Origin of the sequence: Streptomyces sp. NBC_01591, from assembly GCF_035918155.1 — a bacterium.
Classification (GTDB): domain Bacteria; phylum Actinomycetota; class Actinomycetes; order Streptomycetales; family Streptomycetaceae; genus Streptomyces.
The window spans coordinates 4,033,289-4,046,318 of the sequence record NZ_CP109327.1 but is presented as its reverse complement, the minus strand read 5'-3'; the positions used below and the strand labels follow the sequence as shown (position 1 = coordinate 4,046,318).

General features: G+C 71.9%; 7 protein-coding genes. All 7 read left to right on the top strand.

What is annotated here, in order from left to right; all coding sequences use genetic code 11:
* Positions 1–210: 210 nt before the first annotated feature.
* The 7 genes from OG978_RS18730 (at position 211) to OG978_RS18700 (ending at position 12,958) form a co-directional block, all read left to right on the top strand.
* The gene (locus OG978_RS18730) at positions 211–834 is read left to right on the top strand and encodes a small secreted protein (RefSeq protein WP_326766339.1); all 624 of its coding nucleotides are present in this window, start codon (positions 211–213) and stop codon (positions 832–834) included.
* 162 nt (positions 835–996) lie between these two features.
* Positions 997–2,511 (top strand): class I SAM-dependent methyltransferase, encoded by a 1,515-nt coding sequence (locus OG978_RS18725; protein WP_326766338.1) that lies wholly within the window; start codon positions 997–999, stop codon positions 2,509–2,511.
* Positions 2,512–2,893: 382 nt separating this feature from the next.
* Positions 2,894–3,091: a hypothetical protein gene (locus OG978_RS18720; protein ID WP_326766337.1), complete on the top strand. Its 198-nt coding sequence runs from the start codon at positions 2,894–2,896 to the stop codon at positions 3,089–3,091.
* 355 nt (positions 3,092–3,446) lie between these two features.
* A complete protein-coding gene (gene topA, locus OG978_RS18715) occupies positions 3,447–6,320 on the top strand; it encodes a type I DNA topoisomerase (protein ID WP_326766336.1) in 2,874 nt (957 codons plus the stop codon).
* Between the two features lie 383 nt (positions 6,321–6,703).
* On the top strand, positions 6,704–9,835 hold the full coding sequence (gene tmk / locus OG978_RS18710) for a dTMP kinase (RefSeq protein ID WP_326766335.1): 3,132 nt from the start codon (positions 6,704–6,706) through the stop codon (positions 9,833–9,835).
* Between the two features lie 245 nt (positions 9,836–10,080).
* Positions 10,081–11,286 carry a DNA polymerase III subunit delta' gene (locus OG978_RS18705; RefSeq protein ID WP_326766334.1) on the top strand — a complete coding sequence of 402 codons (1,206 nt, stop codon included), beginning with the start codon at positions 10,081–10,083 and terminating at the stop codon, positions 11,284–11,286.
* 127 nt (positions 11,287–11,413) lie between these two features.
* On the top strand, positions 11,414–12,958 hold the full coding sequence (locus tag OG978_RS18700; protein ID WP_326766333.1) for an alpha/beta hydrolase: 1,545 nt from the start codon (positions 11,414–11,416) through the stop codon (positions 12,956–12,958).
* The last annotated feature ends 72 nt before the right edge of the window (positions 12,959–13,030 follow it).

The following is a 13,030-nucleotide window of genomic DNA, read 5'->3' as shown; positions in this document are numbered from 1 at the left end:
GCCGTCGGACCGCAGCCGATCCGTACTCCGTTCGTGTGCTTGTTCGTGCACGTGTTCCGAGCGGCGAGGGCTGTGCGGGTGAGTTGTATCTCCCTCATTTCCCTTGGTGCAAATGGCTACAAAAGGCCACTCATCGGACGCCCGGCACCCGGACGGAGGGCGCTCGCCGTGTAAGTTCCGGGGCCGAGAGCCTTGGAAGGGACCGATCCGGTGAACAAGAAGCTTGCGGCCGCGCTGTCCGGCGGTGCGGTACTGGTACTTACGCTGTCGGGCTGCAGCAGCGACGACAACAGCGACGAGGTGAACGACTGGGCCAAGAAGGTCTGCGACCAGGTCCAGCCCCAGCTCCAGAAGATCGCGAACGCCAACGCCGCCATCCAGCAGCAGACCGCGGACAACAGCAAGCCCGCCGACGTCCAGAAGACCGACTCGGCCGCCTTCCAGCAGATCTCGCAGGCGTACAAGGCACTGGGCGCGGCAGTCGACTCCGCGGGCCCGCCGCCGGTCGACGGCGGTGAGACCACGCAGAAGGAGGCCGTGAAGGAGCTCGAAGCGTCCTCCGCGGCGTACGCGAACCTGCAGAAGAAGGTCGATGCCCTCGAAACGAAGGACCAGGCGAAGTTCGCCGATGGACTCAAGGGCATCGCGGACGAGCTGAACAAGATCAGCACCAGTGGTGACGAGGCGTTGAAGAAGCTTCAGTCCGGCGAGGTCGGCACCGCGATGGCGAAGCAGAAGGGCTGCCAGAAGCCGACGGCCTCGGTGCCGCCGAAGGCCGCCACGTCGCCGTCCGCGTCCACGGCGCCGTCCGCCTCGCCCAGCAAAAAGTCGTGATCGGGCGGCAGCAGCGGTTGTTGTGACGCGCGGCCGGTCTGGCTGCAGGACCGGTGGCGCCGATGGCCTGCCGCGCCGGCGACAGGTCGCACGGACGGCCCGGCTGCCCCCGATGGGCGCCGGGCCGCTGCCGTTGTCAGTGGGAGCGGCCACAATGGGTGGGTGAGTACGACCAGTCTCCCCGTGCCCGACCGTTCGCCCCGGCTCCGCGAAGCCCTGCTTGCCGCCGCCTTCACCGCCGACGGGCTCCTCGACCTGCTCGGTGCGCCCGCCTACGCCGCACTCGCCCGGAGCGAGACGGTCCCGGCGCTGCGTGCCACCCGGGGCGATTCCCCGCTCGACACGCTGGTGCGGCTCTTCCTGCTCCAGCGCCCCGTGCCGTACGAGCGGGCCCGTGCCGCGCTCCCGCTGGCCGAGTGCGTCGAGGACGGCTGGGTGACACACGTAGGCGACGAGGTGCGGGCCACGGTCGACGTACGGCCGTACAGCGGGCCCGAGGGGCAGGACTGGTACATCGTGTCCGACCTGGGCTGCGCCGTCGGCGGTGCGGGCGGCGTCGGTTCGCGCGAGGAGGGCGTGGTCCTCGGCGTCGGCGGGGCGTCCACCACGCTCGCCGGAATCACCGTCCGTACGCCTGTCGCCTCCGCGCTCGACGTCGGTACGGGTTCGGGCATCCAGGCGTTGCACGCCTCGCAGCACGCCACCCGGGTCACGGCCACCGACCTCAACCCGCGTGCGCTGGACTTCACCCGGCTGACGCTCGCGCTGTCCGGAGTCGCCCCGGCCGAGCTGCGCCAGGGCTCTCTGTACGAACCGGTCGGCACCGAGACGTACGACCTGATCGTCTCCAACCCCCCGTTCGTCATCTCGCCCGGCGCCCGCCTCACCTACCGCGACGGCGGCATGGGCGGTGACGACCTGTGCCGGACCCTGGTGCAGCAGACGGGCGACCGGCTGAACGAGGGCGGATACGCCCACTTCCTCGCCAACTGGCAGCACGTCGAGGGCGAGGAGTGGCAGAACCGGTTGAGTTCCTGGGTTCCGTACGGCTGCGACGCCTGGATCGTGCAGCGCGAGGTCCAGGACGTCACGCAGTACGCGGAGCTGTGGCTGCGCGACAGCGGCGATCACCGTACGGACCCCGCCGAGTACGCCGCGCGGTACGACGCCTGGCTGGACGAGTTCGAGGCCCGCAAGACCAAGGGCGTCGGCTTCGGCTGGATCACCCTGCGCAAGTCCGCCGCAGCCGCCGCCGGCAATCCGTCCGTTGTCATCGAGGAGTGGCCGCACGCGGTGGAGCAGCCGCTCGGACCGGCCGTCGAGGCCCACTTCGCCCGTCAGGACTACCTCCGCGAGCAGGACGACGCGGCGCTCCTGGCCGGGCACTTCACCCTGGCCGCCGAGGTCGTGCAGGAGCAGGTCGGCCTGCCGGGCGCGGAGGACCCGGAACATGTGGTGCTCCGTCAGAACCGGGGCATGCGGCGTGCGACGAAGGTCGACGCCGTCGGTGCCGGCTTCGCAGGCGTGTGCGACGGGACGCTGCCCGCCGGCCGGATCCTGGACGCGATCGCCCAGTTGATGAACGAGGACCCGGTACTGCTGCGTGACCGGACCCCGCAGGCGATCCGGCTGCTGGTCGAGGAGGGCTTCCTGGAGCCGGTTCCTTCGGCGAGCTGATCGGCACCGACCCGGCCCGGCAGGTCCGGTGGTGCTGCCGGTCTTCCCGGGCTCCGTTCCCGTTCGGGCGCGTACTGCCGTACGTACGGAAGGGCCTCGCGAGCAGCGGCTTCGGGCTCGCAGCCGCGGGCGCGTCGCGGAGGGGGCGGATTCCGGATGGGGCTCCGGGTGGCACTCCCGGCGGTGCTCGGGACGGCTCGCCGGCCGGACCGTGGTCCGGTCCCCGCCCGCGGTGTCCGTCCCGCGTTCGTTAGGCGGAGGCGGAGGCGGGCGAATCCGGCCATTCACCCGGGGTTCGCATCGGCGACGCCCGGGGGTGGCAGCCTCCCCCTGGCCGGACGGCACACGCCCCGGCCGGGCAGGGACAGGGAGGCGTACGGGCATGGAGAGCGGACCTGCGGTCTTCGCCGGAGCGGCATTCGCGCTGTTCGGCACTGCGCTGCTGCTGTGGACGGGGGCGCGCGTGCTGCACCGTGCGCCGGTGGCGCACGGTGTGAGCCCCGTCGCCTCCGCCGCTCTCGCCACTGTGTTCGGCGTACTTTTTCTCGTCCTCGGCGTGTGGTGCTTCACCCGCATCTGATCCACAGCCCACCGGCCGCATCTGATCCGCAGCCCACCGGCCCGGCCGGGAACCCGCGGGGCACGGCAGGCAGTGGCGGGGAACACGCCCGGACCGTACGCAGCCCACCGCCGACGCCCGCAGCGCCGCCACATCACCCGGAAACCCGCAGGCAGCGACCGCGTACACGGCGGACCGGGCGGTCCGGGCGGCAGGAATGGCGGAAGTCGGGTTACCGTTCGAGTGGCCGTTGCGGGCTTTTGCCGTTTGACACGGGGGCGGGTTGTACCGTCACACTCCGCAGCGACAGCACCGTCGGCAGCGTCATAGCGCTGCCCGGATGCCCACCGAGCGTCGACCGGAGAGAAGAGCGAAGTTGTCCCCGACCAGCGAGACCGCACAGGGCGGCCGCCGACTCGTCATCGTCGAGTCGCCTGCCAAGGCGAAGACGATCAAGGGCTACCTCGGCCCCGGATACGTCGTCGAGGCGAGCGTCGGGCACATCCGCGACCTGCCGAACGGCGCCGCAGAGGTTCCGGACGAGTACACCGGCGAGGTCCGTCGGCTCGGCGTCGACGTCGAGCATGACTTCCAGCCCGTCTATGTCGTCAACGCGGACAAGAAGGCCCAGGTCAGGAAGCTCAAGCAGCTCCTCGCCGAGTCCGACGAACTCTTCCTCGCCACCGATGAGGACCGCGAGGGCGAAGCCATCGCGTGGCACCTGCAGGAAGTCCTGAAGCCCAAGGTCCCGGTCCACCGGATGGTGTTCCACGAGATCACCAAGGACGCGATCCGGGCCGCCGTCGCCAACCCGCGCGAGCTCAACCAGCGCATGGTCGATGCCCAGGAGACCCGCCGTATCCTCGACCGCCTCTACGGCTACGAGGTCTCGCCGGTCCTGTGGAAGAAGGTCATGCCGCGCCTGTCGGCCGGCCGTGTCCAGTCCGTGGCGACCCGTCTCGTCGTCGAGCGGGAGCGCGAGCGCATCGCCTTCCGTTCCGCCGAGTACTGGGACCTCAACGGCACCTTTGCCACCGGCCGCACCGGTGACGCCTCCGACCCGTCGACTCTCGCCGCCCGACTCAGCGCCGTCGACGGCCGCCGCATCGCCCAGGGCCGCGACTTCGGTCCGGACGGGCAGCTGAAGTCCGGCTCCGTCCAGGTGCTGCACCTGGACGAGACGAACGCCCGGGCCCTGGCCGCCGCGCTCGCCGACGCCACGTTCGCCGTACGGTCCGTCGAGTCGAAGCCGTACCGCCGCTCCCCGTACGCCCCGTTCCGTACGACGACCCTCCAGCAGGAGGCGAGCCGCAAGCTGGGCTTCGGGGCCAAGGCCACCATGCAGGTCGCGCAGAAGCTGTACGAGAACGGCTTCATCACCTATATGCGTACCGACTCCACGACCCTCTCGGACACCGCGGTCACCGCTGCCCGGGCGCAGGTCACCCAGCTCTACGGCGCCGACTACCTGCCGGACAAGCCGCGCACGTACGCCGGGAAGGTCAAGAATGCGCAGGAGGCGCACGAGGCGATCCGCCCCTCCGGCGACCGCTTCCGCACCCCCGCGGCGACCGGCCTGAGCGGCGACCAGTTCCGGCTCTACGAGCTGATCTGGAAGCGGACCGTCGCCTCCCAGATGAAGGACGCGGTCGGCAACTCCGTCACCGTCAAGATCGGCGGGCGGGCGAGCGACGGCCGGGACGCCGAATTCTCCGCGTCCGGCAAGACGATCACCTTCCACGGCTTCATGAAGGCGTACGTCGAGGGCGCCGACGACCCGAACGCCGAGCTCGACGACCGCGAGCGGCGTCTCCCGCAGGTCGCCGAGGGCGACGCGCTGTCCGCCGAGGAGATCTCGGTCGACGGCCACGCCACCAAGCCGCCGGCCCGCTACACCGAGGCCTCGCTGGTCAAGGAGCTCGAAGAGCGCGAGATCGGCCGCCCGTCGACGTACGCGTCGATCATCGGCACGATCCTGGACCGCGGATACGTCTTCAAGAAGGGCACGGCGCTCGTCCCGTCGTTCCTCTCCTTCGCCGTGGTCAACCTGCTGGAGAAGCACTTCGGCCGGCTCGTCGACTACGACTTCACCGCGAAGATGGAGGACGACCTCGACCGCATCGCGCGCGGTGAGGCCCAGGCCGTGCCGTGGCTCAAGCGCTTCTACTTCGGCGCGGGCGCCGACGACACGGCCGGTGCGGGTGCGGCCTCCGACGCGGGCAACGGCGACGGCGACCACCTCGGCGGTCTGAAGGAGCTCGTCACCGACCTCGGTGCGATCGACGCGCGGGAGATCTCCTCCTTCCCCGTCGGCAACGACATCAAGCTCCGGGTCGGCCGCTACGGGCCCTACATCGAGCGCGGTGAGAAGGACGCCGAGGGCCACCAGCGCGCGGACGTGCCGGAGGACCTGGCGCCCGACGAGCTGTCCGTGGAGTATGCGGAGGAGCTGCTGGCCAAGCCGAGCGGCGACTTCGAGCTCGGCGCGGACCCGGTCACCGGGCACCAGATCATCGCCAAGGACGGGCGCTACGGCCCGTACGTCACCGAGGTGCTGCCCGAGGGCACCCCGAAGACCGGCAAGAACGCGGTGAAGCCGCGGACCGCCTCGCTCTTCAAGTCCATGGCCCTGGACACGGTGACGCTGGCCGACGCGCTCAAGCTGATGTCACTGCCGCGTGTCGTCGGTGAGGACGCCGAGGGCGTCGAGATCACCGCGCAGAACGGCCGCTACGGCCCGTACCTGAAGAAGGGCACGGACTCGCGTTCGCTCACCTCCGAGGACCAGCTCTTCGACATCACGCTCGAAGAGGCCCTCGCGATCTACGCCCAGCCCAAGCAGCGCGGCCGGGCCGCCGCCAAGCCGCCGCTGAAGGAACTGGGCACGGACCCGGTGAGCGGGGCTCCGGTCGTGGTCAAGGACGGCCGCTTCGGCGCGTACGTCACCGACGGCGAGACCAACGCGACCCTGCGGACCGGCGACAGCGTCGAGGACATCACGCCGGAGCGCGGCTTCGAGCTGCTCGCCGAGAAGCGGGCCAAGGGGCCCGCCAAGAAGAAGACGGCGAAGAAGGCCCCGGCCAAGAAGACCGCGGCGACCGCGAAGAAGACCGCCGCCAAGAAGACCACGGCGGCCAAGAAGACCGCGGCGAAGAAGACGACGGCCGCGAAGACGACGGCTGCGAAGAAGACGACCGCCAAGAAGGTGGCTGCGACGAAGAAGGCGACTGCGGCGTCCGTGGAGGACTGACCTGAGCGGGACGCGTCGCGTGGCGTACGCCGGAGGGGGCTGGGTGTTCCAGCCCCCTCCGGCGTTTGTGTGGGGTCCGGTGGGGTGGGGCGGGGCGTGCCGGGTCTCGGGGCGGGAGTGCCGGTGAGGTGGACCGGTGCGGCGGGGCTGTTCCCCTGCCCGCCCCTTCCCGTAACCGGGGGCTCTGCCCCCGGACCCCCGCTCCTCAAACGCCGGAGGGGCTGGAAGTGCGGGAGGGGCTGGAAAGGGCGGGGCGTCGGGCGGAAGCGGAAGCGCCGGATATCGGGCTGGGAGTGCCTGGTGGGCCGGGGAGGGTGTGATCGGGCGCCCGTATGTTCGGGCGGGGCCTCCGGGGACCCCACCGCTCCGGATAGGCTGGGCGGATGACGCGAGCCGAGCAGCCAACGGTCGTGAGCCCCACCTCCGACACACTTGCCGCAGACTCACGCGAGCGCGCCGTACGAGCCCTGTTGCGTGTTCCCCCGCTGAAGCGGTTGTGGAGCGCGCAGCTCGTCGGCAGTACCGGCGATGCCCTCGCCCTTCTCGTGCTGGTGCTGATGTCGCTGCAAGCGGCGGTCCTTGAGGGCTCATTCGGAGCCGGGTACCGAGGCGCGGCCTTTGCCGTGGCCGCGGTGTTCGGTGCCCGGATCCTTGCCACCCTGCTCTTCGGAGCCGTACTCCTCGGGCCGCTGACGACGCTCACCGCGCCCGGAGGACCGCTGGACCGGCGGTGGCTGATGATCGGGGCGGACGGGCTGCGGCTCGCGCTGCTGGTCGTCGCGCCGCTGTGGATCGACTGGATGCCCGACAAGGCACTCATGATGATCCTCATCACCGTCTTCGTCGTCGGCGCGGCCGAACGCCTGTGGACGGTCGCCAAGGACGGCGCCGCCCCCGCGCTGCTGCCCGCCCCGCCCCCCGAGGGGGCCGCGGTGCGCCCGCTGCCCGACCACCTCGACGCCCTGCGCCGGCTCTCCATCCGTACCGACTTCGCCGCGATCCCGGCGGCGGCGGCCGTGCTGCTGATCGCCACCCTCGTCGGCAACCTGCTGGGCTCCGGCCTGGAGTGGTTCTCGATCCACCAGGCGGCCCTCGGCTCGTACGTGGCGGCCGGGCTCTTCTCGGCGTCGATCTCCACCCTGTACTTCCTGGAACTGCCCGGTACGCAGACCCCCCGCCCGCGCTCGCCGCTGGAGGGCCTGCGGCGGCCGTCGACCGGCAGCGGACCCGACAAGGGCCGCACCGGAGCCGTCCCGCTGGTCGTCGGCGCATCGGCCGCGGTCGCCGGGGCCATCGCCGCGGCCGCCGCCGTCTCGGTGCTGCACGCCGCCGACCTGGGCGGCGGACCCGTCACCTTCGCGCTGCTGATCCTCGCCCTGACCGGCGCCACGGGGGTCGGCATCCGGACCGCGGGGAAGGTGCTGCCCACCCTGTCGCGGCGCCGGCTGCTCGCACTCGCCACCGCCGTCACCGGCATCGCGCTGCTCGCCATGGGCCTCGTGCCGGACACGGCGACCGTGCTGATGATCGCGGTGCTCGCCGGTTACGCCGCGGGCGTCGCCGCCCACACCGGTCATGTCCTGGTCGACCAGGAGACCGAGGAGTTCCGCCGCGCCAGGACCACCGAGCACCTCCAGGCCGTCGTACGGGTCCTCATCGCGATCGGCGCGCTCGCGGGCCCGCTGCTGGCCGCCGCGATCGGCACCCACCGGCTGGTCTCGGGCGACTTCGTCTTCGAGCACGGTGGAGCGGCCTTCGCCCTGATGCTGATCGGCGCCCTGCTGCTGCCGGTCGCCGTGATCGTCCTCGCCAAGACGGACGACCGCTCCGGGGTACCTCTGCGCCGCGATCTGCGTGAGGCGCTGCGCGGCGGCGACCCGGCCGTCGCCCCCGCTGCGACCGGCTTCTTCATCGCCCTGGAGGGCGGCGACGGCGCGGGCAAGTCCACCCAGGTCGAGGCGCTCGCCGAGTGGATCCGCGCCAAGGGCCACGAGGTCGTCGTCACCCGCGAGCCGGGCGCGACGCCGGTCGGCAAGCGGCTGCGCTCGATCCTGCTCGACGTGTCCTCGGCCGGGCTGTCCAACCGGGCCGAGGCACTGCTGTACGCCGCCGACCGCGCCGAGCACGTCGACTCGGTCGTCCGCCCCGCGCTGGAGCGCGGCGCGATCGTCATCTCCGACCGCTACATCGACTCGTCCGTGGCCTACCAGGGCGCGGGCCGCGACCTCTCCCCGACCGAGATCGCCCGGATCTCGCGCTGGGCGACGAGCGGGCTCGTACCCAACCTGACGGTGCTGCTGGACGTCGATCCGGAGACCGCGCGGGAACGGTTCACCGAGGCCCCCGACCGGCTGGAGTCCGAGCCGCCGGAGTTCCACGCCCGGGTGCGGGCCGGCTTCCTGACGCTGGCCGCGGCCGACTCGACCCGCTACCTGGTGGTGGACGCGGGCCAGGACCCGGAGTCGATCACCACGGTCGTACGCCACCGGCTCGACCAGCTCCTTCCGCTCTCCGAGGCCGAGATCAAGGCCCAGGAGGAGGCGCGCAAGGCCGCCGAGGAGGAAGCCAGGCGCAAGGCCGAGGAAGAGGCGGCCCGCAAGGCCGAGGAGGAGCGGCTGGAGCGCGAGCGGCAGGAACAGCTCGCCAAGCTCCGTGCCGAGGAGGAGGAGCGCAAGGCCCGCGAGCTGGAGGAGGCCCGCCGGCGCGAGGCCGAACGCCAGGCGGAGGAGGCCCGGCAGCGGGCCGAGGAAGCCCGCCGGGTGGCCGAGGAGGAGCGGGTCCGGCGAGAGGCCGAGGAAGCGGCCCGTGAGGCCGAGCAGGCCAGGCTGCGCAGGCAGGCCGAGGAGGAGGCGCGGCTGCGCAGGGAGGCCGAGGCGCTGCGGCTGGAGAAGCAGCGCAAGGCCGAAGAGGCGCTGCTGCGGGCCGAGGAGGCGCGCAGGCGTGCGGAGGCCGAGGCCGCCGCCGCGGCGGAGAAGGCCCGTGCGGAGGCCGCTGCGGCGGCGTCCGTACCGGAGAACGAGATCACCGTGCCGACGCCGATCGTCAACCCGAACGACGTGACGCAGCAGGTGCCCGCGCCGGACAGCACGTCCAGGTCCTCCGACGACGCCGAGACGGCGATGATCCCCAAGATCCAGGACCGGTCGGAGCGGCCCGGTGCGGCGGACGAGACCGCGGTCCTTCCTCCGGTGCGGGACGCGGATCCGGCGGACCGGATTCCGCGGGGCATGTTCCGCGACGAGCGCCCGGCGGGCTCCGTACCGGAGAGCGAGAACGAGCGCACCCGCGAGCTTCCGCAGATCGGCGATCCGCACACGGGTGCCTCGCAGCAGCCGGCCCAGGATCACTGGGAGGGCGAGGAGCGCGTCGCCCGCCGTCCTCGTCCCGACTGGGCCGAGGAGACCCCGCTGGACGATCTGCCGACGCTGGCGGACGAGCTGCTGGGCGATCACCGCGACCAGCACGACGACGGGGACCCGGGCCGCTCGGGCCGGGGACGCCGCCCGCGTCGCTGATCCGTGACGGCTGTCGGGCGGTCAGTACCGGCCCGGCCCTGCTCGGCAGCCGGACCGGGGGGCTGCGGTCCGGTTGCCGCCGGACCGCCTTGTTGCCGGGATTGTCAGAGCCGTCCCCCACAATGGGAGTCGGATCGGGGAATCCGGACGGATCGACAAGCAGCGGCAAGCAGTGACATCAGAGCTGCGCGGCGGCACCGCACGACGGCCGCGCAGCGCGCACACCACCGGAAGGGCGGTGACCCATGACCGTATGGGACGACCTGGTCGGCCAGGACCGGGTGCAGGAGCAGCTCGGCGCCGCCGCCCGGGACGCCGATGCGCTGGTCACCGCCCACTCCGCGGGGGAATCGGTCCCTCCGGGGTCGAAGATGACCCACGCCTGGCTGTTCACGGGGCCGCCGGGCTCCGGCTGCTCCACCGCCGCCCGGGCCTTCGCCGCCGCCCTCCAGTGCACCAGCCCCGATCGCGCCCTGGGCGGCGCACCCGGATGCGGCTTCTGCGACGGCTGCCACACCAGCCTCATCGGCACGCACGCCGACGTCGAGGTGGTCCGTACCGACCTTCTCTCCATCGGTGTGAAGGAGACCCGCGACCTGGTCCGCCGCGCCCAGCTCTCCCCGGCCGTCGGCCGCTGGCAGGTCATCGTCCTGGAGGACGCCGACCGGCTCACCGAAGGCGCGGGGAACGTACTGCTGAAGGCGGTCGAGGAGCCCGCGCCCCGCACGGTGTGGCTGCTCTGCGCGCCCTCCCTCGAAGACGTGCTGCCCACCATCCGCTCGCGCTGCCGTCACCTCACGCTGCGCACACCCCCGGTCGACGCGGTCGCCGACGTCCTGATCAGGCGTGACGGCATCGATCCGGAGCGGGCCGCGTCCGCCGCCCGGGCCACTCAGGGCCACATCGGCAGGGCGCGCCGCCTCGCGACCGACGAGCGGGCCCGCTCGCGTCGCGCCGCCGTGCTCAAACTTCCGTTGCGGGTCGAGGACATCGGGGGCTGCCTCAAGGCCGCCCAGGAGCTGATCGACACCGCCACCGATGACGCCAAGCAGGTCTCCGAGGAGGTCGACGTCAAGGAGACGGAAGAGATGAAGGCCGCGCTTGGTGCCGCCGCCGGGGGACGGCTGCCGCGCGGTACCGCAGGGGTGATGAAGGAGCTGGAGGACAGGCAGAAGCGCCGCAAGACGCGTACGCAGCGCGACAGCCTCGATCTGGCGCTCACCGATCTGACCGGCTTCTACCGTGACGTACTGGCCATCCAGCTGGGCTCGCGGATCGCCATCGCCAACGCGGACGCGGAGGACGCCCTCGACCGCATCGCCCGCTCCTCCACGCCCGAGCGGACCCTGCGCCGGATAGAGGCGGTGATCGCCTGCCGCCGGGCGCTGGACCGCAATGTGGCGCCGCTGCTCGCGGTGGAGGCGATGACGATGGCGCTGCGCGCGGGCTGACACCGCCCGCTCCGGGTGCGGCCGCCCCTCGGCATCAACCCATCCGCACCCGCCCGTTCACGATCGCTCATTCACCCGTACGAGGAGCGAATCGGGCGAACCGTCACGCGGCGACTACGCTCCGAGGATGGACACCAGGCGCTCGCTCCGCATTCTGGCCACCGTGCTCGGCACTGCCGGCCTCCTCATCTCCGGCTGCACCAGCGGCGGTTCGACGAGCGCCTCGCCGACCACAGCGCCCGCATCGTCCGCGCCGGCCGTCCCCGCAGCGCTCAAGTCGTACTACGCGCAGCAGCTGAAGTGGCGGAACTGCGGTGTCGAGGGGTTCCAGTGCACAACGATGATCGCGCCACTGGACTACAAGAAGCCGGACAGCGGCGACATCAAGCTGGCCGTCGCCCGTAAGAAGGCCACCGGACCCGGCAAGCGGATCGGCTCCCTCCTGGTGAACCCGGGCGGCCCCGGCGGTTCGGCCATCGAATATCTCCAGAGCTACGCGGCCGTCGGCTACCCGGCCCAGGTCCGGGCCCGGTACGACATGGTCGCCATCGACCCGCGTGGAGTGGCCCGCAGCGAGCCCGTCGTATGCCTCACCGGTCCGCAGATGGACACCTACACCCAGGTCGACCAGACGCCGGACGACGCCGGCGAGGTCACCGACCTGGGCGGCGCGTACAAGCAGTTCGCGAGCGGCTGCGAGAAGCGCTCCGGCGAGGTCCTGCCCCATGTCTCCACCGTCGAGACCGCCCGCGACATGGACATGCTGCGAGCCCTGCTCGGCGACGAGAAGCTGCACTACGTCGGGGCGTCGTACGGCACCTTCCTCGGCGCGACGTACGCCGGACTCTTCCCGGCCCGGGTCGGCCGTCTGGTCCTCGACGGTGCGATGGACCCGTCGCTCAACGCCGTCGACTTGAACCGCGACCAGACCGCGGGCTTCGAGACAGCGTTCCAGGCCTTCGCCGCCGACTGCGTGAAGAAGGCGGGTTGCCCGCTCGGCACCACCTCGACCGCCGATGCCGCCACCCGTCTGAAGCGGCTCTTCGCCGACCTCGACGCCCGGCCGATCGACACCGGCGACTCCCGCAGGCTCACCGAATCCCTGGGCACCACGGGGGTCATCGCCGCCATGTACGACGAGTCGGCCTGGCCCCAGCTCCGCGAGGCCCTCGCCGCCGCCCAGAAGGGCGACGGCTCCGGCCTGCTCTCCCTGTCGGACGGCTACTACGAACGCCGGCCGAACGGCACGTACGCCAACCTCATGTTCGCCAACGCCGCCGTGAACTGCCTGGACCTGCCGCCCGCCTTCGCCGACGCCAAGGCCGTCACCCGGGCCGTTCCCAGCTTCGAGAAGGCATCCCCGGTCTTCGGCAAGGCCTTCGCCTGGGCCGCCCTGAACTGCGCCCACTGGCCGACCCCGCCCACCGGCACCCCCCACCGCATCGAGGCGAAGGGCGCGGCCCCGATCGTCGTGGTCGGCACGACCCGCGATCCGGCCACCCCGTACAAGTGGGCCGAGTCCCTGGCCGACCAGCTCTCCTCCGGCACCCTCCTCACCTACCAGGGCGACGGCCACACGGCGTACGGCCGCGGCAGCGACTGCATCGACACGGCGATCAACACCTACCTCCTGGAAGGCACCCCGCCGGCCAAGGGCAAGAAGTGCTCCTGACCCCCCCGCCTCCCCACTGACCTGCGGAAATGGACCGAAGTAGGGCTGGTACGGAGCACCCCCGGAAACTGT